We start from the raw sequence: 24,819 nt of genomic DNA, 5'->3' as shown, positions 1-24,819 counted from the left end.
ATGCAAGCCGCCGCCAGATCATATTTCCAGACCCAGGTTGCCACCACCACCCAGGGAGACCTGCTCATCATGCTCTTTGACGCGGCTCTCAAGTTCTTAAGCCAAGCCAAGGAAAAGATCGCCGAGAAGAATTACGCCCAAAAAGGCATCCTCATCTCCAAGGCCATGGACATCCTCTCCGAACTGCAAGGGTCACTCAACGCCCAAAAGGGCGGCGATCTGGCCGACCGGCTGCAAAAGCTCTATTTTTTCTGCACCGCCCGGCTGTTGGCCGCCAACCTCAAGATGGACGTGGCCAAGATCGACGAGGTCGTGAACATCCTGACCGGCCTGCGCGACGCTTTCAACGAAGCCAACCAGCACGTGGCCACCAAGAGCGTGCCGATAAGCGCCGGCTCCGCCGCCCCCATCCTGCCCGGGGCCATGTCGGGGCAAACCGGCAAGCCGGCCGCCCAGGCCCTGTACCTGGCCCAGGTCGGTCAGGGCGCGTCCAAGGCCACACCGGCCGACGTCCCCGGGCAGGCCCCCAAGGCCACGCCCAAGCCGGTGGCAACAGCCGCCGCCCAGCCCACGCCCCGCACCCTGCTCCGGCCGGTCATGCCCGCGGCCACGTCCGTCACGCCCCTGGCGGCCATGGATGTTCCCGCCGCGCCCCTGGTGCGGGAATTCGAGACGGTCGATGTGCCGACCGGCGCGCCCGTACGCCGGGTCATGGCCGCCTACGCCGCCAGCCGACCCCAGGGATAGCCCCTCTTCAAAAACGCTCACGCCCGCCACGGCCATCGTGCGGGCGTTTTTCTATTGTCCGACGCCGCCATGGACTTCCGGCCGCTTCCCACGGTACAGCCCCGGACGGAGGCTCCAGTGGCCGACGCGCATCCCTTTTTCACGTTCACGAGCGAGATCCTGTCCTGGCGGCTCGGCGGCCAGGCGGCGACTCCTGTTCCCGGCACAGACGCCCCGTCCCCCGATCCCGGACGCACGGCCGTGCGGGTCGAGCGAGTCGTGCGCGCCGCCAGGGAGCGGCGGCATGTGCTGCTGCTTGGCCTTGGCACGGGCGATGTGGCCGCCGCCCTGGCCGACGCCTTGCCGCCGGCCGCATCCCTGACCGTTCTCACCCCGGACACCGTCGCCGCCGCAAGGCTGCGCGACGCGGGAAAGCTCGCCTGGGTAGGCCCGGACGGCAATCGCCAGCTTCTGGCCGACTCCTCGCGCCAGGCCCTTTTCTGCCTGCCGGCCATGACCGCGCCACTTGGCCCGCAAACGCTCGTCACTGTCAATCCAGAGCCCTGCCCGCCGGAGATCCGCCAAAGCCTCGTCTGGCTGCGGCGCATGCTGGCCGAAGTCGTGTCGTTGCCGAAACCGGACAAAGCCGCCGCGCCCGCGCCCGTAACCCTGGCCGTGCTGGCCCGACCGGACGAGCCGGCCCTGGCCGATTTTTTTGCCGCCTGCGCCGGGCTGGCCCAACGGGCCGTCATCGCCTGGGACGCCCGGGCCGTACCCGCCTCGGGCCGGGACGCCGCCTCCCGGCTGGGCATGCCCGTGCGCCATCTGGCCCGGCCGCTTTCCGGCGATTTCGCCGCCCAGCGAAACACGCTGCTTGCCGCCTGTCCCCCCGGGCGCATCCTCAGCCTCGACCCCGACGAACGGCCCGGCCCGGGCTTTCGGGAAACGCTTCCCCGGCTTGCCGCCATGCCCGGACTGGCCGGAGCCTACTTTCCGAGGCTCACCCTCTATCCCGACCCGGGCCACGTCAAAGCCGGGCATGGCCTCTGGCCGGACCTGCAATTGCGCTTTTTCACCAAGGAACCGCCCTCGCGCCCTCGCTACGTCCGTCCGGTCCACGAACGCCTGGAAGGGCTCGCCGGCCCCGTCGTCCTGGCCCTGGACGCCCCGTTGCTGCATTTAAACCGCCTGCTCACCGACGACGCGGCCGTCACGGCCAAGCTCGCGGCCTATGACGCCGCCGCCGGCCACCATGCCCACCGCCTCAGCCGCGACTACCCGGCCCTGCCCCTGGAATTCTTCACCGCCCTGGCCGCCAACGCCCCCGACGACAGGGTTTTGCTGCTGCCCGGCCTGTGGTAACCAGCCCCAGGCCGGCCTTCCGCCACCCCCGTGCAGTTGCCTTGCCGCCGGGGAGTGGCTACACTGCCTTGCGTCGGCTTGCGTCAGGCGGCAACGCCAGGGCGCTTCACAAAGGGACACGATGCGCATCACTTGCCCACAATGCGGCTACTTTCGGGAATTGCCCGACAAGAAAATTCCCGTGACCTCGACCATGGCCACATGCCCGAAATGTCGCCATCGGTTCAAATTCCGCACGGATAACGATTCCGATTCCCGGACCGCAGCCAACGACCGCGAGCCCATGCGGTCCCATGGCGACGTCTCGTCCTGGCGCAGACCCGGACCCGCCGCGCAGGCGGAAACGGCCGCCCCGCCGGTCACCCATTGGGAGTCCCCCCACCAGGACGACGCGCCCGAAGACCTCGCGCCGCCTTCCGACCGGTCCAAGGATCCCGCGCCAAAGGCCGAGGCCGCCGTCCCGGAAGAAGCGCCCGACGAGCAGGCGCACACCCCCTCGCGCGATCACCAATGGTCCCAAGTCGCGCAAGAAGTCGCCGCCAGCAGGCCCGAACCGGCGGCAACGGCCGGACACGACCCCGAGGTCGAAGAGGACGCGACCTCTCCCGCGCCCGGTGAAGACCGCCCCGGCGACAGGGTCCCGGCCGAGGACCCGCGCGACACACAAGCCACGCCCGGCGCAGCGCAGCGCGACGATCCAGACGATACGGCGGCAACCAGGGAAGATGCGGCCGAAAGCCCGGAGGTTCCCAAGAAAGGCCACGGCCAGAGCGACGGCCAACGGGCCAGCGACGGCGTGCGGGACATCTGGGCCAGACTCCAGGCCATGGACGCCTCGCCGTCCCGCAAACGCGCCGCCAAACCCGAGGCGCCAGCGGACGACGAAGACGAAGCGGACGACGCGCGGGAAAACGCCGACACGCCTCCCCGGGAAACCGTCACCGATCCCATTCCCTGGGAACGGGTGGACGCCTACGGGTTCTTCCCGGGCCTTTTCCGCACGCTCAAGAAAATCCTTTTCACGCCCGTGGAATTTTTTGGCGACATGCCCTTGGGCCGCCCCAAAGGCAAGGCGCTGGCCTTCAACCTGCTCATCAGCGAATTTCTGCTCGTCATCGACTTTTTATGGTCGATTATGGGCCTGCGGGCCAGGATCGGCGATCCCGGCCAGGCCGATCCCCTGGGGGCCGCCGCCGCCACGCCCGGGCTGGGATTTCTCATCGCGCTTTTGCTCGTGCCCCTGGCCATCACCTTCGGCATCTACCTCGACGCCTGGCTCACCCACCTGCTCTTGCGGCTTTTTCGCAGCGCCAACAAAGGATTTAACGAGACGTTCCGCGTGCTGTGCTACAGCGCCGCGCCAACGGTCCTTTCGGCCGTGCCCGTGGCCGGCCAGATCCTCTCCCCGGTCATTCTCGTCTGGTATATGGTGCTGCAGGCCATCGGGCTCAAAAAAGTCCACCAGGGCGCCTACACCCAGACCCTGGCCGTCATCTTTATCAAATGGTCCATTTATCTCTTTCTGCTCCTGGCCATGCTGCAAAACTTCACGCCCGGCCGATAAAGCCTGCCGTCCCCCTGGTCCTCTTGACGCAGGCTTCGGGAAACGCGAAGACACTGGCATGGAAAGCGTGCGCGGACGGACGGACCCTGCCCCGGGCTCTATCGCCTGGGCGATGACGCGGTGACGCCCATGTTGGCATGGTTGCGGACAAAATGGCGGAACATGGCCGAAAAGCGCCGATTGGCCAGGGAGATCCATCCCGAGACCTTTCGGACCATGGCCGCCGAACTGGCCGAACTGGCCGAGGTGGCTTCCAAGGTCCGCCCGGAGGAACAGGCCTTTCTGCTCAAGGCCAGGCGTATCCGCCGGGAAATGCTGGAGCTTGGGCGCATGGCCGCGCGCCCGGAATTTCGCATGCTTCCGTCGCGAAAACGCATCGAGCTGCGCGAGAGCCTGCTTTCCTCGCGCGAACAGCTCCTGAAAACCCTTTGCGACGCGCCCGTGGTCACCACCACGCGCCAGTAACCGCCCTTCGGCCCAGGAGGAACGCCATGCGCCGCCATCCGCGTCTCGCCCGTCTGCCCGCCTGCCTGACCACCCGCCTGGCCGCCCGCCTGGCTGGACTCGTTTGCGCCCTGGCCGGGCTGACGCTTCTTGCCGCCTGCGCCATCGAACCCAAGCTCTCCGACAAGAGCACCGTCTACATCGACAACTACACCCGCCGCGACAGCCCCGAGGTCTACGTCGAGCCCATGCGTTCGCCGCCGGCGCCCGTCTCGGCGCTCATGGTGCCCTTCGAGGTCACCCAGGACATGGCCGGATCCCAGGACCTGGGCGAACAGCTCACCCGGGTGGTCTGGCAGACCTGGACCCGGGACCGCGTCTTCCCCAAGATCCTCTACGAGCCCAAGCTGCGCGGGGCGAGCACACCGCAAGCCGTGGCCGTGGCCCGCAGGATGGGCCTCGATACGGTCATCGTCGGCAAGTTCACCTACGTCCTCTCCGGCGGCACCCGGGGCGACAGCGGCGTGTCCTTCACCTTCGACGTCATCGACGCCCGAAACGGCGAACGCCTGTGGTCCATGGCCGAGGCCGGCACCATGGAGACCGGGCTCGTCGAGGACTACATCCTTTTCGCCCGCAAAAACCGCATGCCGACCGATCCGCTGACGGCCATCACCTCCACGCTGGCCATGGACATGGGCGGCACCATGACCAAGTGGAACTACGGCTTCGTGCCGCCGCCCCCAGCCGGCCCCAACCCCGCGCCGCCGCAACCGGCCCCGGCTCCGTCCGGCCGCCGTCTCTGATCCGGCGAGTCACGGACTTCCCCAGGCAGGACAGTAAAAAAGGGCAGGTAATTACCTGCCCTTTTTCTTTCCGGCGCCTGTTGCCTGCCCGGGCCCGGTCGCGGGTTGCCGGAAAACGAGGGGACTGGTACCCGGCGGACCTGCCGCTTCTTCCTACTGGCCGACGACCAGGCGCATGATGTCGGAGGGGGTGCGGTTGTTTTCCAGCGACAGCTCCTCGAAGCTCATGTCGCCGAAGGCCGTGATGTGGTGCCGGGCCAGCCGCTGCACGGCCACCGAAAGCGGAATGTCGTATTCGCGGCAAAAGGTCTGAAGCATCATTTTCTCCAGCCCCGGCGGCGGGGTGGCCGGGATGGACGCGGCCGGAGCCGGGGGTTGGGCCGGCGCGACGGTTGCCGGCGGATAGCCCGGCTGGGAGGGCTGGACCGCTCCCGGCGTCGTTGGCGCATACCCCGGCTGGGAAGCGACGCCGGGGGCCGGTTGGGCAGGCTGGGCCACGGGAGCCTGTTGCGGCGCGGCCTGGACAGGTGTGGGCTCCTGGACGGGAGCCGATTGCTGGACGGTGGTCGGCTGCTGTTGGGCAGGGGCGCTTTCCTGCTCCTGGACCGGCTGGGGCGTCGCGGCCTCGGGCGTGGGCGTGACCTCCACCGCCACCGGGGCGGGCTTTTCCGTGCGCAGGGCCTCGTAGACGGCGATGGGCAGCACGTTGTTGGCCTTGGCCGTGTCGGTCAGCGTCCAGGACGGCTGGGCTTTCATCCCGGCGGCGGCGAGGCGGGACATGGCCGTGGCCTGGGGCAGGCCGTATTCCTCGCAGATATCGGAAAGCTTACGCCGGCCAAGGCCCGGGGGCGGGTCCTTGGGCAGCCCGGCCGGGTTGCCGCCCGAAGGCTCCATGACCATGCGCAACGCCTCGAACACCCCACCCGGGGCCACCCCGTTTTGCCGGGCGATCTCGGCCAGCGTCATGTTCGCGCTTTCGGCCTTGATGTTTTTAAGCCGCAGCAGGGCGAGCGCCTTGTCCTTGTCCATGCCCATGCGCCGGGCCAGGCTTTCCAGGGTCGAGCGCTGGGCCTCGGCATAGGGCGGCTCGCCGTAGGTCTCCACGGCCCGTTGCTTGAGATAGTCCGATACGGCGACCAGCTGGCCGACCGGCGGCATGCCGCCGAGGGACCAGACGAAAACCGCCACGGCCACGATAAGGCCCACGAAAAACGGCCTTGTGAAAAGCACCACCACGCCGTCGGCGTCGCGCAAGGCATCGAGGAGGGTCGCCCGGTTGCAGGCCACATGGGCCAGTCCGGCCACGACGAAAAGCAGGCCCATGCCCAGGTGCGCGGCCTCCCAGCTTGGCCGGGACAGGCCCAGAAAAGTCCAGTCGGCCCAGGAGGCGACCCGGGCCGCCGGCGCGATGAAGACCACCAGGGCCGAGAGCATCAGGAAAAAGAAGGAGAAAAGGAGAATCAGGAAGACGGATTTCTTGAACATGCGGGGGCTCCACCGCCCGGTTTATCAGTCGGGCGTTCGGGTTGTCCGCCCTCTAGCACGCCCGGCCGCATTTGCCCATCCCCGAGGCGGGGCCAAGGGCGGCGCGGTTGACGCCGCCCCCCAAAGACGCTACCTCCCGGCCGCAAGGTCGCCCGCCATCGTCGGCCGCGGCCAAGGCCCACGCCAAGGAGTATCGCCATGCGAGAGAAAGTCGAAGCCGCCCTGGCCAAGATCCGTCCCAGCCTCCAAGCCGACGGCGGGGATGTGGAACTGATCGAGGTCACCGACGGCGGCATCGTCAAGGTGCGGCTCACCGGCGCCTGCAAGGGCTGCCCCATGTCGCAGATGACGCTCAAAAACGGCATCGAACGCATTCTCATGCAGGAGGTTCCGGGCGTCAAGGCCGTGGAACCCGTCTAGCTCCGTCCATTTCCCGCAGCCGGCCGCGCCCCGGCCGCGTTTTCGTCCGTCACCTGGGGAGCCGCCGCGGCAGCTCCCTTTTTTCGCTTTGGAGCCTCTATGAGCACCATCGTTACCCGTTTCGCCCCGAGCCCCACCGGCTATCTGCATATCGGCGGCGCGCGCACGGCCATTTTCAACTGGCTGCTGGCCCGCCACACCGGCGGCAAATTTCTGCTGCGCATCGAGGACACGGACCTGGCCCGGTCCAACGCCGACATGACCAAATCCATCCTCGACGCCATGGAGTGGCTCGGCCTCGACCATGACGGCGAGATCACCTACCAGAGCCAGCGCTTCGACATCTATAACGAGTACATCGACAAGCTGCTCGCAACCGGTCACGCCTACTGGTGCTCGTGCACGCCCGAGGAAGTCGAGGCCATGCGCGAGGAGGCGAGACTCAAGGGCCTCAAGCCCAAGTATTCCGGCCGCTGCCGCGAGGCGGGCCTTGGCCCCGGGCCGGGCCGGGTGGTGCGGCTCAAAGCCCCGATTTCCGGCGCGACCGTGGTCGACGATATGGTCAAGGGGCCGGTCTCCTTCGACAACGCCGAGCTCGACGACATGGTCCTGCGCCGCCCGGACGGCTCGCCGACCTACAACATGGCCGTGGTGGTCGACGACGCCACCATGGGCGTCACCCACATCATCCGGGGCGACGACCATTTGAACAACACGCCGCGCCAGATCCTCATCTACAAGGCCCTGCAACTGCCCCTGCCGCGCTTCGGCCATGTGCCCATGATCCTCGGCCCGGACAAGAAAAAGCTCTCCAAGCGCCACGGGGCCACGGCGGTCATGGAGTACGAGACCGAGGGCTTCCTGCCCGAGGCCATGCTCAACGGGCTGGTGCGCCTGGGCTGGTCCTCCGGCGACCAGGAGCTTTTCTCCCGCGAGGAGCTGGTCCAGCTTTTCTCCACAGACAACCTCGGCAGTTCGGCCGCCGTGTTCGACAAGGCCAAACTCCTGTGGTTAAACGCCCACTATATCAAGGAAAGCCCGGCCTCGCGACTGGCGGTGCTGGTCAACTCGTTCCTCGAGCGCAAGGGCTATCCGCCCCAGGACCTGGAATACCTGGCCCGCATCGTGCCGCTTTTGCAGCCGCGCGCCCAGACGTTGGCCGAGATGGCGGACAAGACCGAATGCTTTGTCGTCCGCACGGACGATCTGGTCTACGACATGAAGGCGGTGCAGAAGTTTCTCACCCCCGAGGTGCGCGAGCACCTCACCGACGTACGCGCCATCCTCGAGGCCCTGTGCTGCTTTGACGAGGCCTCCATGGAGCAGGCGGTCGCGGCCTATCTCGAGGCCAGGGAGCTCAAGTTCAAAAAGCTCGCCCAGCCCATCCGCGTGGCCATCACCGGCGGCACGGCCAGCCCCGGGCTCTTCGAGACCATGGCCGCCATGGGCAAAAAGCGGGTGCTCGCCCGTATCGACCGGGCGCTGGCCCTGTAGGCCGGCACCCGCCACCCGATCTCTTTCCCGACGCTGCAAAAGCCCCCGGGCACGGTCATGGCCGTGTCCGGGGGCTTTTTGCATTGTCGCGCCTAAGAACTGGTCACGTATTCGACGCAATGAGGCTCGCCGCGCGATCCACCTGATTGGGCGACAGATCGGGAGGCACGTTTTCCCGTCCCATGGCCACAAGCACCATATGGCGGGCGCATTTCGTATTGTCGCCGCGACACAGTCTTTTCTTGAGCAGATTGGCGGCATTCGGCATGTTCTGCATCTTGTCGTTGAAAAAGACACAGCCGGCCAGGCATTCGCAATCGGCCATGGAACCCTCCTTGCATGCATTCCATACTGATGTAATGGAAATTATACCTTGCACCACCATACCATGTCCTAACCACAATACAATACGGCATGACAACCATCCGCAACCGCCCCCCCCGAGCGCCCTTCGCCTTTGCCGCCGCCGATGCTACCATGGTCCCATACCGGCGGGCCGCCGCCGTACGGAGCGTCCATGACCGCGATCACCCTGGAACTGTTGGCCGTTCTCGGCCTCATCTGCGTCAACGGCTTTTTCTCCATGGCGGAAATGGCCCTGGTCGCCTGCCGCAAAAGCCGTTTGCAGGCCCTGGCCGAGGCCGGCAACCGCCGGGCCGGGACCTGCCTGCGCCTGCGGGAACATCCGGAAACCTTTCTGTCCGCCGTACAGATCGGCATCACGCTGGCCAGCACGCTTGCCAGCGCCTACGGCGGCGCGACCCTGGCCGGAGAGCTGGCCGCCTTTCTCCACACGTTCCCGATCCTTTCGCCCTATGCTCACACCCTGTCCCTGGCCGGGGTGGTGGTGCCGATCGCCGTGATCACGCTCCTTTTCGGCGAACTGGTGCCCAAGCGGCTGGCCCTGGCCTGGCCGGAAGGACTGGCCATGGCCGCCGCGCCCGTTATGCGGGCGCTGCTTTTCGCCAGCCGGCCGGCGGTGCGGCTGCTCGGCCTGGCCACGCGCGGCGTGGTGGGCCTGCTCGGTTTCGACGGCGTGGACGGCGAGCAGGACGTGACCGAGGAGGATATCCGCGGCCTTTTGCGCGAGGGGATGCTGCACGGGGCGCTGGAACACGAGGAACATGCCATCATGGAGCGGGTGCTGCGGCTCACCGACCGGCCGCTGGACGTCATCATGACCCACCGCTCGAAGATCGACCGCGTCGATATCGACGCGCCAGCCGAGGAAGCCCTTGCGGCCATGATGGAAAGCCCGCACACCCGGTTTCCGGTCGTGCGGGGGGATTTTTCCCAGGTGCTCGGGGTGGTGCGGGCCAAGGACGTGCTGGCCGGCTATCTGCGCGACGGCCGGATCGATCTGGCCGGCCACCTGACGCCGCCGGTCTTTTTACCGGAGACCTTGCGCGGCCTGTCGCTGCTGTCGCGCTTTCGCCAGTCGCCGCGCCTGCATCTGGCCTTGGTGGTGGACGAATACGGCGACGTGGTGGGCATGGTCACGGCGGCGGACGTGTTCGAGGACATGGTGGGCGATCTGCCCGGGCTTTCCGGTTACGACGAGCCGGCCATGGTCGCGCGTGAGGACGGCTCGTTTCTCATCGACGCGGCCACACCCATGGACGAGGCGGCCGCCGCCCTGGCCCTGCCCCGGCCCTGGCCCGAGGACGTCAGCGAAGCCACCCTGGCCGGATTCCTGCTGGAACGCCTCGGCCGCATCCCGGCCATCGGCGACAAGCTCACCGCCCTTGGCGCGACGTTTGAAATCGTGGACATGGACGGCCGGCGCATCGACCGGGTGTTGGTGACGCCCGCTTTGAAAAAAACGGACCAGACGGGACCGGACGCGTGATCAAGAGCCAGGGGAAAACCTTGTCTTACAAAACGCGCCCCGCCATCCTCCTTTCCCAAACGAAAAAAAAGCGGCGCGCCGGATGACGCGCCGCTTTTGCGACCTTACTATAAGAAAAGGCTGGAAACGAAACTAGGCGGTCTTGGCGACAGGCTTGGTCACCGCGCCGGAGCGCAGGCAGCGGGTGCACACCGTCATGGTGGTCACTTCGCCGGAAGGCAGCTGGGCCCGCACCTTGACCAGGTTGGGCGAAAACCGACGCTTGCTCTTGTTGTTGGCGTGGCTGACGTTGTTGCCGCTCTGGGGCTTTTTGCCGCAATGCTCACAGATCTTGGCCATAACGAGGTTCCTCCCGAAAACATATGTCGCGGGACGGCCCGCCGGACAAGGTTTCCGGGCTGCCGCGACCGCGTGTTTTTTCGCAGTGACGCAAAGAATTTTGTGAGGTACATGGGAACGAAGGCATTGGCAAGCTTTTTCTTGACAACACACGGGCCACAGACTAGCACTCTTTTCTCCGCGAGGGAACCCATGTCCGAACTTTGGCTCGATATCACCGACATCCCGGCAACCGGCCGGGAGTTTTCGTTTTCCGACCAGTCCATCTGGACCGGATCCATCGGGGAATTCGATCTGCCGCACCGTCTCGACGTGCCGGGAACCGGGCTTGCGGCCACGTTCACCGTGCTGCCGCAAAACCGGGGGGCGCTGGTGCGGGGACGGCTTGCCGGCAAGGTCGTCACCCCCTGCGACCGTTGCGCCGAGGAGACCATGCTCGACGTCGCGGTCGATTTCGAGTTGTTCGAGGAAACCCCCGTGGATGGCGAACAGTCCCTTGAGCCGGGATTGCTGCGCCGCCGGGGCCAGGTGCTGGAACTGGACGTGGCCAGCCTTTTGTGGGAACAGTTCCTGCTCGCCCTGCCGGCCAAGCCCTTGTGCGACGAAAACTGCCCGGGGCTCTGTCCCCAGTGCGGGGCGTCGCTGAAAAACGGGCCGTGCTCCTGCTCCAAGGAGGAAGGCGACCCCAGGCTTGCCGTCCTGCGACAATTGAAGGTCCCGAACGGCTCGAAGCAGCGGCATTGACGCACAATCGCCGCGAGCCGCATATTATACGACATTAAAACCCTAGCTGCGAGGTAATCGCCATGGCCGTCCCCAATAGAAAAATCTCCAAGTCCCGCAAAGGTATGCGCCGCGCCCACGACCACGTCCCGGTTCCCGCCGTGGTGCTTTGCTCCTGCGGCGAGCCGACGTTGCCCCATCGCGTCTGCCCCAGCTGCGGCATGTACCGTGGCCGCCAGATGCTGCGGAAGGACGATGCCGAATAACAAACCGCGCATCGCCGTGGACGCCATGGGTGGGGACTTCGGTCCCCACGTGGTCGTTCCCGGCGCTTTGCACGCCGCCAGGACCGGCAAGGCCGAGATTCTCCTGGTGGGCGACACGGACGCCATAAACGCCCAGCTCGCCCGCTACGACGTCAAGGGCCTGCCGGTTTCCGTGGTGCACGCCACCCAGGTGGTGGAGATGCAGGAGAAGCCTTCCGAAGCGTTGCGGCGCAAGAAGGACTCCTCCATACAGGTGGCCTGCAATCTGGTGCGCGACGGCGCCGCCGACGGGGTCATCTCCGCCGGCCACTCCGGCGCGACCCTGGCCTGCGCCATGTTCACCATCGGCCGCGCGCCGGGGGTGGAACGTCCGGCGCTCGCCACCTTCATGCCGACCGAACGCTCCCACTGCGTCATCATCGACGTGGGGGCCAACGTCGACTGCAAGCCCTTCCACCTGCTCCAGTTCGGGGTCATGGCCTCGGTGCTCGCCCAGACCATGCTCGGGCGCGAGAACCCGGCCGTGGCGCTGCTCTCCAACGGCGAGGAGTCGGGCAAGGGCAACCACCTCGTCAAGGAGACCTTTGATCTCCTGCGCTTGAGTTCGCTCAATTTCGTCGGCAACATCGAGGGCCGCGACCTGTTCACCGGCAATGTGGACGTGGTCGTGTGCGACGGGTTTGTCGGCAACGTGGTGGTCAAGCAGGCCGAGGGCCTGGCCTCCTCGCTCGGCAGACTGCTCAAGGGCGAGCTGCGACGCGGCTTTTTCGGCAAGATCGGCACCATGCTGGCCTTAAACGCGCTCAAGCGTTTCTCGCGCCTGGTCGACTATGCCGAATACGGCGGCGCGCCGCTTTTGGGGCTCAAAGGCATCTGCCTCATCTGCCACGGCGCCTCCAACAGCAAAGCCATGTCCAGCGCCGTGCGCATGGCCGCCCGGTTCGTGGAGATGGAAGCCAACACCCACCTCTCCGCGGCTGTGGCCAAGAACATCGATCTGGCCGGCTCCCGCCGCCAGGCCGTCAACGACCAACGCTAACCGAGCCCCCTCCCTCATGAAGCACGAAGCCTACATCCGCGGCCTTGGCTATTACGCGCCCGAAAAAATTCTGACCAACGCCGACCTGGAAAAAATCGTCGAGACGTCCGACGAGTGGATCACCAGCCGCACCGGCATCAAGGAACGCCACATCGCGGCGCCCGGAGAAGCCGTCAGCGACATGACGGCCGAAGCGGCCCGCCGCGCCCTGGCCGATGCCGGCATGGACGCCGACGAGCTGACCCATATTTTTCTCTATACAGTCACCCCGGACTACTACACGCCCTCGGCCGCCTGCCTCGTTGAGGAAAAGCTCGGCATCAAGGGCAAGGTGGTCCAGGACGTCAACGCGGCCTGCTCGGGCTACATCTACGGCCTGGAAATGGCCCGGGCCGTCCTCGCCCTGCACCCCGAGGCCAAGGTGCTCGTGGCGGCGGCCGAGGTGCTCACCTCGCGCACCAACTGGGCCGATCGCCGCACCTGCGTGCTTTTCGGCGACGCGGCGGCCGCGGCGATCATCTCGGCCGGGGACCCTCGGCCGGGCGACGGGCGCATCGTGGACGTGCTGCTCGCAAGCGACGGTTCGCTCGGGCATCTACTCACCATCAAGGGCGGTGGTTCGGGCCATCCCTACAAGCTCGGCGACACCGTGGACGAGGACTATTTCCTTTTCATGAACGGCCGGGAGGTCTTCAAGCACGCCGTGCGCAACATGACGACCGTGTGCGAGGAACTTGTCGCCAAAAACGGCCTGGATATTGACGCCATCGATCTTTTCATTCCGCACCAGGCCAACCTGCGCATCATGGAAGCCGTGGCCAAGAAGTTGGCCCTGCCCGAGGAAAAGGTGGTGTCCACCATCGCCCGCTTCGGCAACACCTCGGCGTCCACCGTGGGCATCGCCCTGGCGGAAACCAAGGCCGAGGGCCGGCTTTCCCCGGGATGCCGGGTCCTTTTCGGCGTGTTCGGCGGCGGCTTCACCTGGGGCTCGGCCCTGGTCCAGTTCTGAGGAAGCGGCGCGCGCGTTCCCGGCGGCGACCATCCCCGGAAAGGCGCGAATAAGGCGACGGCGCGCGGGAAAACGCGATTGCCGTCACGGGGCGTTTCGGCTAGGGTGTCGCCCTGCCCGGCCGGGGCGGGACCCTGTCCCACGCCCCCGTCTTACGAAAAACAATCCGGCCGCGTTACGGGGAAACCTTCCACGCGCCGCAAGGAGTTGCGCCATGCGTACGGCACTGGTCACCGGCGGATCTCGCGGCATCGGCGCGGCCACGGCCGCGCGGCTTGCCCGTGACGGTTTCGACGTCCTGCTCACCTACGTCAGCAAGCCCGACGCTGCCGCGCAAGTGGCCGCAGCCATCACGGCCGAGGGGGGCAGCGCCAGGGCCATGGCCCTCGATACGTCCGATCCGGCCGCCGTCACCGCCTTTTTCGCCGAGCACGTAAAGGGCCTCGAACTGCATGTGCTGGTCAACAATGCCGGCATCACCCGCGACGGGCTGATCGCGCGCATGAAGGACGAAGATTTCGCGGCCGTGATCCAGGTCAACCTGATCGGGGCCTTCACCTGCCTGCGCGAGGCGGCCAAGCTCATGATGAAGCGCCGCGCCGGCCGCATCGTCAACATCACCTCGGTGGTCGGCCAGTCCGGCAATGCCGGCCAGGCCAACTACGCCGCGGCCAAGGCCGGACTTATCGGGCTGACCAAGTCCGCCGCCCTGGAACTGGCCCCGCGCGGCATCACGGTCAACGCCGTGGCCCCGGGATTCGTCGAAACCGACATGACCGCCGTGCTCCCGGACGCCGTCAAGGCGACCTTTGCCGAGCGCATACCGCTCAAGCGCGCCTGTTCCCCCGCCGAAATCGCCGCCGCCGTAGGCTACCTCGCCAGCGACGACGCCGCCTACGTCACGGGACAGGTCCTCGGCATCAACGGCGGCATGTACATGTAATGCAACGTTTAGGATAAATCCGGCCACTATTTGGAGGAAACCATGTCTGTCGCGGAAAAAGTCAAAGAGATTATCGTGGATCAGCTCGGCGTGGATGCCGGCGAGGTCAACCCCGACGCCAAGTTCGTCGATGACCTGGGCGCGGACTCCCTGGACCTGACCGAGCTCATCATGGCCATGGAAGAGGAGTTCGGCGTGGAAATCTCCGATGAAGACGCCCAGCAGCTCCAGAAAGTGCAGGACGCCATCTCCTTTATCGAAAAGAAAAAGGGCGAATAAGCCCCAAACGCCCTGTCGACCGGGGCGGCGTGCCAAGACGTCGCCCCGGCCGCGGACGGAAGCGCCATGACTTTAAATAGGGTAGTCGTCACCGGCCTAGCGGCCATCACCCCCATCGGCAACGACCTGGCTACGAGCTGGACCAATCTTCTGGCCGGCGTATCCGGTGCGGGCCCCATCACGCGTTTTGATGCCACCGCCTTCGATACGCACTTCGCCTGCGAGGTCAAAAACTTCGACGAGAAGGCTTTTGTCGCGCCAAAGCTCGCCAAACGCCTGGACCGCTTCTCGCTGTTTGCCCTCTCCGCCGCCGCCATGCTCATGGAGGACGCGGGATACAAGGTCGACCCCGCCGAGGCGGCCGATGTGGCCGTCATCATCGGCTGCGGCCTGGGCGGCCTCGAAACCCTCGAGGCCACCCATACCAAGCTGCTGGCCCAAGGGCCGTCGCGGGTCTCGCCTTTTTTCATCCCGACCATGATCGCCAACATGGCCGCGGGCCAGGTGTCCATCGCCGTCGGGGCCAAGGGCCCCAACATGTGCACCACCTCGGCCTGCGCCTCGGGGATGCACGCCATCGGCACGGCCTTTACCGACATCCGCCTCGGCCGGTCCTCGGCCGCCCTTTGCGGCGGCGTGGAGTCCACCATAACCCCCCTGGCCGTCGGCGGGTTCAACGCGCTCAAGGCCCTTTCCACCCGCAACGACGATCCGACCAAGGCCTCGCGCCCCTTTGACGCGACCCGCGACGGCTTCGTCATCGGCGAGGGTTGCGGCCTGCTGCTGCTCGAATCCCTGGAACACGCCAGAGCGCGCGGCGCACGCATCTACGGCGAGGTGATCGGGTACGGCGCGTCGGGCGACGCGTTCCACATGACCGCACCGCCCGAGGACGGCGAAGGCATGGTCCTGGCCATGCGGGCCGCCCTGCGCGAGGCGGGCCTGGCACCGGCCGACATCGCGCACATCAACGCCCACGGCACCTCCACGTCCTTAAACGACGCCTGCGAGAGCACGGCCATCAAGACCGTGCTCGGCGAGCACGCCAAAAAGGTGCCCATCACCTCCAACAAGTCCATGATCGGGCATTGCCTGGGCGCGGCCGGCGGCATCGAGTCGGTCATGAGCATCAAGACCATTGTGGAGGGCATCATTCCGCCCACCATCAACCTGGAGACGCCGGACCCGGTCTGCGATCTGGACTACACGCCCGGCAAAGCCAGAAAGGCCGACGTCGCCAACGTCCTTTGCAACTCGTTCGGATTCGGCGGCACCAACGCCTGCATGCTGTTCAAGGCTTTCGTCGAATAGGCGGGTTTCGGCCCGATCGGCCGCCACCGCAATCCTTTAACGGGGGGAGGCTCGATACCCGAGTTTCCCCCCGCGCGCTTTGGGAGGAGAGGCCCATGGAAGAACTGCTCATCGCCGACCCCGAAGTCGGGCGCGCCGTGTGCCTGGAGATAGACCGGCAAACCGGCAAGCTCGAAATGATCGCCTCGGAGAACTTCGTTTCCGTGGCCGTGCGCCAGGCACAGGGCAGCGTGCTCACCAACAAGTACGCCGAAGGCTATCCCGGCAAGCGCTACTACGGCGGCTGCGAATACGTGGACATCGCCGAGGATCTGGCCCGCGACCGGGTCAAGGCGCTTTTCGGGGCCGGCTACGCCAACGTGCAGCCCCATTCCGGCTCCCAGGCCAACATGGCCGTCTACTTCGCGGCCATGAAGCCCGGCGACACCCTGCTCGGCATGGACCTCTCCCACGGCGGCCACCTCACCCACGGTTCGCCCGTCAACTTTTCCGGCCGGCTTTTCAACATCGTGTCCTACCACGTGAAAAAGGAAACCGGCACCATCGACTACGAAGAGGTCGAACGGCTGGCCAAGGAACACAAGCCCGCCGTCATCATGGCCGGGGCCAGCGCCTATCCCCGCATCATCGACTTTGCGCGCTTTCGGGCCATCGCCGACGAAGTCGGGGCCAAGCTCGTGGTGGACATGGCCCACATCGCCGGGCTGGTCGCAACAGGCCACCATCCCTCGCCCATCCCCTACGCCCACTACACCACCTCGACCACGCACAAGACCCTGCGCGGCCCGCGCGGCGGCCTGATCCTCTCTTCCGAGGAGTTCGGCAAGTCGCTCAACTCCCAGATTTTCCCCGGCATCCAGGGCGGCCCGCTCATGCACGTCATCGCGGCCAAGGCCGTGGCCTTCGGCGAAGCCTTGAAGCCCGCCTTCAAGACCTACCAGGGACAGGTGGTGAAAAACTGCCAGGTCCTGGCCAAGGGACTCATGGACGCCGGCTACGACCTGGTTTCCGGGGGCACGGACAACCACCTGGTGCTGATCGATCTGACCAACAAGGACGTGACCGGCAAGGACGCCGAACATGCCCTGGATCTGGCCGGCATCACGGTCAACAAGAACACGGTGCCCTTCGAGACGCGTTCGCCCTTTGTCACCTCGGGCGTGCGCATGGGCACGGCGGCGCTGACCACACGCGGCATGGTCGAGGCGGACATCGAAAAGATCGTCGGCTGGATCGACGCGGCCATCGCCTCGCGGGAAAACGAGACCAAGCTGGACGAAATCCGCAAGGACGTGCAGACCTTCGCCAAGGGATTTCCGCTGTTCGCCTGGTAGAAAAGACTTGGGGGTTTCCCCCAAGCCCCTGCCGGGGAGCTTATTCTCCCCGGTTCATATAGCGCATCGGGCTGGTGGGACTTTCGTCCTGCCGGCCCGATGTTGTTTCAAGCCGGGAGCGATTACTCCTTTACAACCAGTTAGTTGTCCATCCGATGGTGTCCCAGGGAGCCGACGCCAACGCTGCGCGCGCCCTGGCCACCGGCCGCTATCCCGAGGCGGAGCCGATGATCGTCAGCATCGGCGTGGTGTGCATGCGCGAAGGCGACACCCTCGACAGCCTGATCAGCCGGGCGGATGAGGCGCTCTATGCGGCCAAGCGCGCCGGCCGCAACGCCATATGGCAGTCCTGAATCTTGCGAATACCAACAGAGAAATCCCCCGGGGACACTGTCGCCGGGGGATTTGTACGTCAGGCCTGCGGCCGGATCGGGAAGCTGGGCTTTGCGTTTATTGCGCCCAGGGGCTGCCGAACCCGGTGCCGTCCAGCGGCTGCGGCTGGGTGCCATCGCCGTAGCCGAGCCCAAGACCGAGACCGAGACCCGTTGTGGGGGTGCCGGTACCCAGACACGTTCCCGCAAGCGATCCAGCAACCCCCTGCGGCGCATCGTCGCCGTCCATCCACCACGGGCCGGACCCCAAACCGTTTTGCGCATAGGCCATGGCACTTGCCAACACCGTCAAAGCCAACACCGTTCCCATCAGGAGCTTTTTCATCCCAATCCCCTTTGTCTGATTTGCATCGTTGGGAAGCAAAAGCGATGCCATAATGTTTCTCTTAGCATATCAACAGTATAGAATTATACACAAAACAAGTATGTTTAAAATATATACAGGTGCAGCACAACAATTGTCTCTTTTTCGTGCACATGGATGATCAAGATACAATAAGTAGCCCCCTGCGCAACAGTCATTTTCCCAGCAATAAAACAGTTCACACTAAAATATACATACACGCTATGAAATACACCTTTCCCATATGCCCGCGCCTTGACGCCTTCCCCGCCTTGGTCCACTCTCGCCGCTCACCCCCTTTTGAAGTTTTTCGGGAGGGAGTGGGTCCGGGGGAGGGAACCCCTTTTTGCAAAAAGGGGTTCCCTCCCCCGGTTCCACTCCTCCGTACGGAGTCGCCACCATGGATAATCGCCTGCCCTGGCCAGAATATTTCATGCGCATCGCCTATCTCGTGGCCGAGCGCAGCACCTGCCTGCGCCGCAAGGTTGGCGCCGTGGCCGTCAGGGACCGTCGCATCCTGGCCACGGGCTACAACGGTTCGCCGTCCGGCACCGCCCACTGCCTGGATATCGGCTGCCTGCGCGAACAGATGGGCATTCCCTCGGGCGAACGCCACGAACTGTGCCGAGGCCTGCACGCCGAGCAAAACGTCATCATCCAATGCGCCCTGCACGGTGTGCCCATCGCCGGCGCGCACATCTACTGCACCACCCAGCCGTGCCTGATCTGCACCAAGATGCTGATCAACTGCCAGATCAGCCACATCTATTTCAGCCAGGGTTATCCCGATCCGCTCTCGGCCAAGATGATCGCCGAGGCCGGCATCGGCTTCGAAGTACTGGAGGGCGAGTATGGCCCCTGCTGATGCGGATTTCATGGCCCGGGCCCTGGAGCTGGCCGAACGCGGCCGGGGATATGTCATGCCCAACCCCCGGGTCGGCGCGGTACTGGTGCGCGACGGGGCCATCGTGGCCGAAGGCTGGCACAAGGTGTTCGGCGGGCCCCATGCCGAAGTGGAATGCCTGCACGACGCCGAAAAAAAAGGCATCTCACCGGCCGGCTGCACCATGTACGTGACCCTCGAGCCGTGCAACCATTTCGGCAAGACCCCGCCGTGCTCGCGAACGCTTTTGGACGCGGGCATTGCCCGCGTGGTCGTCGGCTGTCTGGACCCCAATCCCGTGGCCGGCGGCGGGGCCGCGCTGCTGCGCCAGGAAGGCGTGGAGGTGACGGTCGGCGTGCTTGACGCGCAGTGCCGCGAGGCCGTGGCCGATTTCATCACCTGGCAGACCCTGGGCCGCCCCTACGTGACGGTGAAGCTGGCCATGACCCTGGACGGACGCATCGCCACCCGCACCGGCGACGCCGCCTGGGTGAGCGGCGAGGCATCCCGGGAGCGCGTCCACGTCATGCGCGCCGCGTCCTCGGCCGTGATGGTCGGCGGCGGCACGCTGCGCGCCGATGATCCCCGGCTGACCCACCGTCTGCCGGAGAATCACCCGCTGGGCCACAATCCCCAGCCTCTCGGCGTGGTGGTCACGCGCCAGTTGCCGGCCGCGGACGCGCCGCTGGCGTTGCTCAAGGAACGGCCGACCCGGCTCGTTTTCCTGACCGACGCCAAGGCGGCCGCGTCGCCTGTCGCCACACAGCTGGAAAAGGCCGGGGTACGGGTGTGGGGACTGCCCAGGGCAGCGGACGGCGAAGGGCTCGATCTGGCGGCCGGGCTGGCCCGGTTGCGCCGGGAGGCGCGCGTCTTCGCGCTGTTGTGCGAAGGCGGTGGCGCACTCGCCACCAGCCTGTTGGGGCAGGGGCTTGCCGACGAACTGGTTCTTTTCTACGCGCCCAAGGTCCTTGGCGACGCGGCGGCCGTCCCCGGGTTTTCGGGGCTGACCGTTGCCCGCATGGCGGATGCGACGCAACTGCGCTTCACCGCCATGGAACGCGTGGGCACGGATGTCATGGTCCGGCTGCGCCCGCCGGCTTAGCGCCCGCATAGGAAAAAACAAAAAAGTCTTTGAGGTCCTCGACGTTCTTATCGAAAAGAATACCCGTAGATTTGCCGATGAAAAAACGGAGCGTCACTTCCGTGATGCCGCCCTCCGGCGCGTAGTGCTCGTAGAGATAGGGCGTATCGGACGAGGTGTCGTGGTCACGGTCGATAAGCAGTTCGCTTTGCCCCGCCGCATAGGAAACAAACCCTTTGATCCCGCCATTTTGTGCCTCGTTGAACAAAACGGGGCGCATGTTGACGGCAAAATACCGGAGAGCCCGTTCCGGTCGCAAAACGAGGGTCAATTCTCCGGGAGCCTCGTTATAATCCGTGACTTCCACCTGGGGGCGATCCGATGATGCCCCCTGGAAAACGAGCCCCTTGGTCCGGCAGGACACCGTTACCCCCGCCTGCCCGCCCGAAGCGACAATGGTCTTGCCATCGAACACCAAGGGGACGTTTTTGACCGCGTCATACGGAAAATTGCGGGGCGGTACGATCCTGGCATTTCCCGCATCGCCGCCCCCTATGGCCGCGGCCAGCTCATGGGCAATCAAGGTGTTGCCGATTTTATTCGTGTGAAAATCGTATGGCGTATTATACGGTTCCGTCCGGTTCCGATAATAGAGTTTCCGGAAAAGAGGCAGGCAGTCCACAAAGGCGATGCCCGCGCTGTCGAGCCGTGTGTTGAGGACGGCCGAAGGCGCATAAAGATCGGTGAGGATCTGCGACCTGTCCGGAATGCTTAAAAAGAGGAACTGCGCCCCGGTCGCCGTCACATCCCGACGCAGTTCGAGAAGATTGCGAAAATAGGCTTCCCAGCGCCCGGCGATCTGTCCGATCGTGCGCTGATCGAGGATGCGCGCGGTCGTATTGATGATGGCCGCCTGTTCGTCCGTCACCGGGCCACTGTACCGCCCGGCGTACCAAGCCTTGTCGGCTTCGGAACTCCCCGCCTGGACAGGCTTGGGCAGGCCAAGTTTGTAGGCCAGGGCGGATGCCGCCTGCACCAGTCGCAGATTCTTGAACGCATCCACGACCCGGTTATATTTTTTGGGCGGGAATCGGTTCGTTCTTCGAAAGGCCCCACCATTCATGGTTTGCACGTCATTATAAAAAAACTGGCAAATGACGATATCCGGATGCAGTTTCCAGCCTTTTTGCTGCCAATAGTCCAGTTCGTCGACAATATCGAAAAAAGGGATGCCGGAATTAAACACTTCGAACCGGGTATCCGGATAACGCTGTTCCAAAAAACGGCGCAGCAAGGCCGGATAGGTATAGGCGTCATCGACCCCTACGCCGAAGGTGAAGGAATCCCCCAGGCACAAAATCCGCACCGTCTTCCCGCGCGCCTGGGTAGCGGCGAGGCCCGGGGCCTTGCGAAACCCCTGCGCGTCGGTCGTGACATGATAGGGAAGCCCTTGGATCAGATTGTCGACAACGGCCGTATTGGGCGGAAGATCGCCAAGGAGGTTGTCGTAAAACGTGTAATCGACATAGGCTGGCGCGGTCTTGGCGGCATAGCGGAGGGACATCTCCACGCCGGCCAGCAGAACCAGTGTCATAAGCGTCACCAGACAGACCGTTTTGACGGCGGACCATTGAACCTGCATATCACCTGATACTGTACCGTCACCCCGCCCGCAGCAAGGCTGCCGGGGATCGCCCCCTGGCGGGATGCGGCTTTTTTTGTGGTTGTTCCGTAAGACGCCGTCGCAAAGCCCACGGCGTCTTCCGTTGCGAGGTCGCCGAGGCGGACCGGCGGCCTAGTCCATCCGGCACAGGTACTGCGTGACCGTTTCCTGGTCGATGGTGAGCGTCGGCCCGGACTCGGTTTGCGCAAAGCGCGGCGAGTGGAACGGATCGAACTCGTGGGGCGCGATCAGGCCGTTGAATATCTCGCGCAGGGCCCGGGCGCCGATGCGGCTGTTCTTGACCGCCGCCTCGGCAATGGCGTCCACGGCCCCCTCCGTCACCGCCAGCCGGATGCCCATGTACCGGAAGTACTCCATGGTCAGGCGCAACGGCGAATTGGCGGATTCGAGCAATATCCGGCGCAACTCCTCCTTGCCCAGGTCGTCGAGCACGGCAATGGAGCCGAAACGGGAAATGAACTGCGGCATCATGCCATAGGTGAAAAGATCGGCCAGGCGCAGGTAGTCGCACAGCTTGAACCGGGTCACCGTACGCACCGAAACCGTTCCGTCGGCCCGGCGCTCCACCTCGGAAACCTCCTTGAGCCGCCTGTCGTCGCGCCGGTTGACAAGGCAGCCGTAGACCTGGTCGTAAAGCTCCTCGAACGCCCCGCCGCAGATGAAAAGCAGCCGGCCCGTATCCAGGGCCAGGTCGACCTCCGTCTCGCGCCCGTCCTCCATGACCTTGGCCCGGTAGAGAAACTGTTCCCCTTCGAGCATGGTCAAAAGCGCATACTGGGTGGCGATGCCCGAGACGTTGGGCTTGCCCGAGATGCGCCCGGAAATCTTGTCCACCTCGTCCACGCACACCGTGGCGTTTTCCAGGTATTCCGTCAGTTCGGCCGCCGTGAGATGCGCACCGAAAAGCACCCTGGCCCGCGCCTCGAGCTTGGCGAAAAGCCGCGCCGTGCGGTCCTCGCCCACCACCTCGGCGGCGAGCGTGTTGGCGTTGATGACGATCATGACCCGCAGTTTGGCCAGCGAGTCGTGGGCCTCGTAAAAAGCGGCGATGGCCTGCATAAGCGTGGTCTTGCCCGTGCCGGAGTTGCCGACGAGCAGGACGTTCGGCGCGGGCAGGCCGTGGATGTGCTTGTAAAGCGATACGCTGATGCGCGTAAGCAGGTCTTTCTGGCCGAGCACGCGCTTGGCCAAAAAAGCGTCGATGGCAACCGGGAGCAGGGACTCTTCCATGCGCGCATCCTTTCTGGTTTTCCTCTTCCTACCTGCTTCGAGCTGCCCGGACAAGCGCACGGGACGCCCCCTTGCCGGCGCGCTTGGTTTTTGGGGGGGCATTTGCTAAGAGGCGGGAGCGCAAGGTGGCGCGGCAACCGCTAACCTCCCGGGATTTCATGCCGACGCTCAATATCGCCGACCTGCTTCTCGCCATAATCTGGCTCTTTTTCAGCATCCGGGGCTACATGCGCGGTCTGGTCAAGGAAGCCGGGTCGCTGGCCGCCATCGTGCTGGGCTTCTACTGCGCCGGCGCCTACCACAAGGCCCTGGCCCCGCACCTGACCGATTTCATCTCCGGCAATTACGCCGGCACCGCCGCCTACATCATCCTTTTCACCGCCACCCTGCTCGGGGTCTGGTTCCTGGCGCTCGCCATATCCGGCATGGTCAAGGTAACCACGACCCAATGGGCGGACAGGCTTTTCGGCGGCGCCTTCGGCCTGGCCAAGGGCGTGGTGCTGACCGCAGTGCTGCTTTTTCTCATCCACCTGGCCGCGCCGCATCCGGATTTCCTCAAAGGGTCGCTCCTGGTGCCCCAGCTGGAAAAGGTCAGCGTCAAGCTCGCCCGCTACATCCCGCCGGACCTCAACGAAAAGCTGCGCAACCTCGGCAAGAAGGACTCGGCCGCGACAGTGGCGCCCGCCGCCGTGAAAAAGAAGGGCGAACCGGACAAGGCGCCGACCGTGAAAAAAGCGCCCGAACCCGAAAAAAAACCCGCCGAAAAGCCGAAGGCCGCCCCCGAGAAAAAACGGGAGGAAAAGCCCAAGGCCCAGCCCGAAAAAAAAGCCGTCGACACGGAAAAGAAAACGTCGCGGCATAAAAAGACCGCCACGCCCGCCCAGGAAACGGCGGCCAAGACGACATCCCATGCCAAAGCGGCCCAGCACGCCGCAGCAACAGAGAAGAAACCATGAGTGCAAACACCACGGCCGAAGCCCTGGCCCGCTTGCAAGGCGTGCTCGACGCCCTGCTCGCCCCGGACGGCTGCCCCTGGGACAAGACCCAGACCCCCCGCAGCCTGTGCGATTACGTCATCGAGGAAGCGTTCGAACTGGTGGACTGCATCCGCTCGGACGACCCGGCCGGCACGGCCGAGGAACTCGGCGACGTCCTGTTCCTGCTGCTTTTCATCGCCACGCTGTCCGCCAAACGCGGCGACTTCACCCTGTCCGACGCCCTGACGGTCGCCTCGGACAAGATGGTGCGCCGCCATCCCCATGTGTTCGGCGACCTGAAGGTGGAAACCCGCGAAGAGCTCCTCAAAAACTGGGAACGCATCAAGCGCACCGAAAAAGACAAGGACCATCAAGGGCTTTTCGCCACCCTGCCCAAGGGCCTGCCGCCGCTTTTAAAGGCCTACCGCATCCACTCCAAGGCCGCCCGGGCAAGCTTTACCTGGGAATCCGACGCAGCCATGCGCCAAAGCCTCGACGCGGAAAAAGCCGAGCTCGACGCCGCCGTGGCCTCGGGCGACGCCGAAGCCATGGCCGAGGAATTCGGCGATTACCTCTTCTCCCTGGCCGAATACGGCCGCCGGCTGGGACTCAAGGCCAACAGCTGCCTGGACGTGGCCAATAACAAATTCCTGACGCGCTACAAGGCCATGGAAGCCCTGGCCAAGACGCGAGGCCTCGACCTCGACAGCCTGGACATGACCGCCAAAAACGCCCTGTGGGATGAAGTAAAGAAAGGGTAGAAAGGGAAAAGATAGGAAAGTGCGAGAGGGGAACCCTTTTTGAAAAAAGGGTTCCCCTCTCGCGCTCTCCCCTCC

27 protein-coding genes are annotated in these 24,819 nt (G+C 65.1%); 21 read left to right on the top strand and 6 right to left on the bottom strand.

The features are described 5' to 3' along the window. From fliS to ACMZ6R_RS10285, 5 genes are all read left to right on the top strand, one after another. On the top strand, positions 1-747 hold the full coding sequence (gene fliS / locus ACMZ6R_RS10305) for a flagellar export chaperone FliS (protein ID WP_416111047.1): 747 nt from the start codon (positions 1-3) through the stop codon (positions 745-747). 117 nt (positions 748-864) lie between these two features. Then, a complete protein-coding gene (locus ACMZ6R_RS10300; RefSeq protein ID WP_416111045.1) occupies positions 865-2,088 on the top strand; it encodes a hypothetical protein in 1,224 nt (407 codons plus the stop codon). A 121-nt stretch (positions 2,089-2,209) separates the two neighbouring features. After that, positions 2,210-3,652 carry a YIP1 family protein gene (locus ACMZ6R_RS10295; RefSeq protein WP_416111043.1) on the top strand — a complete coding sequence of 481 codons (1,443 nt, stop codon included), beginning with the start codon at positions 2,210-2,212 and terminating at the stop codon, positions 3,650-3,652. Positions 3,653-3,814: 162 nt separating this feature from the next. Continuing rightward, positions 3,815-4,117, top strand: a complete 303-nt coding sequence (locus tag ACMZ6R_RS10290) for a hypothetical protein (RefSeq protein ID WP_416111041.1) — start codon at positions 3,815-3,817, stop codon at positions 4,115-4,117. A 26-nt stretch (positions 4,118-4,143) separates the two neighbouring features. Next, on the top strand, positions 4,144-4,902 hold the full coding sequence (locus ACMZ6R_RS10285; RefSeq protein ID WP_416111039.1) for a hypothetical protein: 759 nt from the start codon (positions 4,144-4,146) through the stop codon (positions 4,900-4,902). 153 nt (positions 4,903-5,055) lie between these two features. Here ACMZ6R_RS10285 and ACMZ6R_RS10280 read toward each other — a convergent pair whose 3' ends face one another. Next, entirely contained in the window at positions 5,056-6,387 is a 1,332-nt protein-coding gene (locus ACMZ6R_RS10280; RefSeq protein ID WP_416111037.1) for a DUF4405 domain-containing protein, read from the bottom strand. A gap of 198 nt (positions 6,388-6,585) precedes the next feature. Between ACMZ6R_RS10280 and ACMZ6R_RS10275 the strand changes: the two genes are divergently transcribed. Together ACMZ6R_RS10275 and gltX are read left to right on the top strand one after the other, a co-directional pair. Then, on the top strand, positions 6,586-6,807 hold the full coding sequence (locus tag ACMZ6R_RS10275; RefSeq protein WP_416111035.1) for a NifU family protein: 222 nt from the start codon (positions 6,586-6,588) through the stop codon (positions 6,805-6,807). Between the two features lie 99 nt (positions 6,808-6,906). Then, positions 6,907-8,301, top strand: a complete 1,395-nt coding sequence (gltX, locus tag ACMZ6R_RS10270; RefSeq protein WP_416111033.1) for a glutamate--tRNA ligase — start codon at positions 6,907-6,909, stop codon at positions 8,299-8,301. Positions 8,302-8,404: 103 nt separating this feature from the next. Here gltX and ACMZ6R_RS10265 read toward each other — a convergent pair whose 3' ends face one another. Beyond that, complete coding sequence (locus tag ACMZ6R_RS10265; RefSeq protein ID WP_416111031.1) at positions 8,405-8,626, bottom strand: hypothetical protein; 222 nt, start codon at positions 8,624-8,626, stop codon at positions 8,405-8,407. 192 nt (positions 8,627-8,818) lie between these two features. On the opposite strand from ACMZ6R_RS10265, the gene ACMZ6R_RS10260 reads away from it, so the two are divergent. Further along, complete coding sequence (locus ACMZ6R_RS10260; protein WP_416111029.1) at positions 8,819-10,150, top strand: hemolysin family protein; 1,332 nt, start codon at positions 8,819-8,821, stop codon at positions 10,148-10,150. Positions 10,151-10,282: 132 nt separating this feature from the next. Here the strand turns inward: ACMZ6R_RS10260 and rpmB are convergent, their stop codons facing one another. Further along, positions 10,283-10,489 carry a 50S ribosomal protein L28 gene (rpmB, locus tag ACMZ6R_RS10255; RefSeq protein ID WP_005990833.1) on the bottom strand — a complete coding sequence of 69 codons (207 nt, stop codon included), beginning with the start codon at positions 10,487-10,489 and terminating at the stop codon, positions 10,283-10,285. A gap of 192 nt (positions 10,490-10,681) precedes the next feature. Here rpmB and ACMZ6R_RS10250 point away from each other — a divergent pair, with 192 nt between their 5' ends. From ACMZ6R_RS10250 to ACMZ6R_RS10210, 9 genes are all read left to right on the top strand, one after another. After that, a complete protein-coding gene (locus ACMZ6R_RS10250; RefSeq protein WP_416111027.1) occupies positions 10,682-11,233 on the top strand; it encodes a YceD family protein in 552 nt (183 codons plus the stop codon). A 62-nt stretch (positions 11,234-11,295) separates the two neighbouring features. Further along, positions 11,296-11,478 carry a 50S ribosomal protein L32 gene (gene rpmF / locus ACMZ6R_RS10245; RefSeq protein ID WP_416111025.1) on the top strand — a complete coding sequence of 61 codons (183 nt, stop codon included), beginning with the start codon at positions 11,296-11,298 and terminating at the stop codon, positions 11,476-11,478. Continuing rightward, a complete protein-coding gene (gene plsX, locus ACMZ6R_RS10240; protein ID WP_416111023.1) occupies positions 11,468-12,517 on the top strand; it encodes a phosphate acyltransferase PlsX in 1,050 nt (349 codons plus the stop codon). The genes rpmF and plsX overlap by 11 nt, the downstream gene beginning before the upstream one ends. Positions 12,518-12,533: 16 nt before the next feature. Next, entirely contained in the window at positions 12,534-13,526 is a 993-nt protein-coding gene (locus tag ACMZ6R_RS10235; RefSeq protein ID WP_416111021.1) for a beta-ketoacyl-ACP synthase III, read from the top strand. A 214-nt stretch (positions 13,527-13,740) separates the two neighbouring features. Further along, complete coding sequence (fabG, locus tag ACMZ6R_RS10230; protein ID WP_416111019.1) at positions 13,741-14,469, top strand: 3-oxoacyl-[acyl-carrier-protein] reductase; 729 nt, start codon at positions 13,741-13,743, stop codon at positions 14,467-14,469. A gap of 42 nt (positions 14,470-14,511) precedes the next feature. Continuing rightward, positions 14,512-14,748 (top strand): acyl carrier protein, encoded by a 237-nt coding sequence (locus ACMZ6R_RS10225; protein WP_416111017.1) that lies wholly within the window; start codon positions 14,512-14,514, stop codon positions 14,746-14,748. A gap of 66 nt (positions 14,749-14,814) precedes the next feature. Then, the gene (fabF, locus tag ACMZ6R_RS10220; protein WP_416111015.1) at positions 14,815-16,059 is read left to right on the top strand and encodes a beta-ketoacyl-ACP synthase II; all 1,245 of its coding nucleotides are present in this window, start codon (positions 14,815-14,817) and stop codon (positions 16,057-16,059) included. A gap of 95 nt (positions 16,060-16,154) precedes the next feature. Further along, positions 16,155-17,393: a serine hydroxymethyltransferase gene (gene glyA / locus ACMZ6R_RS10215; RefSeq protein WP_416111013.1), complete on the top strand. Its 1,239-nt coding sequence runs from the start codon at positions 16,155-16,157 to the stop codon at positions 17,391-17,393. Positions 17,394-17,548: 155 nt separating this feature from the next. After that, positions 17,549-17,746: a GGDEF domain-containing protein gene (locus tag ACMZ6R_RS10210; protein ID WP_416111011.1), complete on the top strand. Its 198-nt coding sequence runs from the start codon at positions 17,549-17,551 to the stop codon at positions 17,744-17,746. Between the two features lie 97 nt (positions 17,747-17,843). On the opposite strand, the gene ACMZ6R_RS10205 is transcribed toward ACMZ6R_RS10210, so the two are convergent. Next, entirely contained in the window at positions 17,844-18,161 is a 318-nt protein-coding gene (locus tag ACMZ6R_RS10205) for a hypothetical protein (protein WP_416111009.1), read from the bottom strand. A gap of 367 nt (positions 18,162-18,528) precedes the next feature. Between ACMZ6R_RS10205 and ACMZ6R_RS10200 the strand changes: the two genes are divergently transcribed. Both ACMZ6R_RS10200 and ribD read left to right on the top strand, forming a co-directional pair. Then, positions 18,529-18,993, top strand: a complete 465-nt coding sequence (locus ACMZ6R_RS10200; protein WP_416111007.1) for a deoxycytidylate deaminase — start codon at positions 18,529-18,531, stop codon at positions 18,991-18,993. Beyond that, complete coding sequence (gene ribD, locus ACMZ6R_RS10195) at positions 18,980-20,113, top strand: bifunctional diaminohydroxyphosphoribosylaminopyrimidine deaminase/5-amino-6-(5-phosphoribosylamino)uracil reductase RibD (protein ID WP_416111005.1); 1,134 nt, start codon at positions 18,980-18,982, stop codon at positions 20,111-20,113. Before ACMZ6R_RS10200 ends, ribD begins: the two co-directional genes overlap by 14 nt. On the opposite strand, the gene ACMZ6R_RS10190 is transcribed toward ribD, so the two are convergent. Beyond that, complete coding sequence (locus ACMZ6R_RS10190; RefSeq protein ID WP_416111004.1) at positions 20,085-21,686, bottom strand: SGNH/GDSL hydrolase family protein; 1,602 nt, start codon at positions 21,684-21,686, stop codon at positions 20,085-20,087. The two genes, ribD and ACMZ6R_RS10190, sit on opposite strands and share 29 nt — an antisense overlap. Before the next feature lie 201 nt (positions 21,687-21,887). Further along, positions 21,888-23,006 carry an AAA family ATPase gene (locus tag ACMZ6R_RS10185; RefSeq protein ID WP_416111002.1) on the bottom strand — a complete coding sequence of 373 codons (1,119 nt, stop codon included), beginning with the start codon at positions 23,004-23,006 and terminating at the stop codon, positions 21,888-21,890. Positions 23,007-23,131: 125 nt separating this feature from the next. On the opposite strand from ACMZ6R_RS10185, the gene ACMZ6R_RS10180 reads away from it, so the two are divergent. Together ACMZ6R_RS10180 and mazG are read left to right on the top strand one after the other, a co-directional pair. Beyond that, positions 23,132-23,962 (top strand): CvpA family protein, encoded by an 831-nt coding sequence (locus tag ACMZ6R_RS10180; RefSeq protein ID WP_416111000.1) that lies wholly within the window; start codon positions 23,132-23,134, stop codon positions 23,960-23,962. Beyond that, positions 23,959-24,744 carry a nucleoside triphosphate pyrophosphohydrolase gene (gene mazG / locus ACMZ6R_RS10175; RefSeq protein ID WP_416110998.1) on the top strand — a complete coding sequence of 262 codons (786 nt, stop codon included), beginning with the start codon at positions 23,959-23,961 and terminating at the stop codon, positions 24,742-24,744. Before ACMZ6R_RS10180 ends, mazG begins: the two co-directional genes overlap by 4 nt. Positions 24,745-24,819: the final 75 nt, after the last annotated feature.

This window comes from Solidesulfovibrio sp. C21 (genome assembly GCF_047785625.1).
Taxonomy (GTDB): domain Bacteria; phylum Desulfobacterota; class Desulfovibrionia; order Desulfovibrionales; family Desulfovibrionaceae; genus Solidesulfovibrio.
The sequence above is the reverse complement of the archived record's forward strand: the minus strand, read 5'-3'. Positions and strand labels throughout refer to the sequence as shown.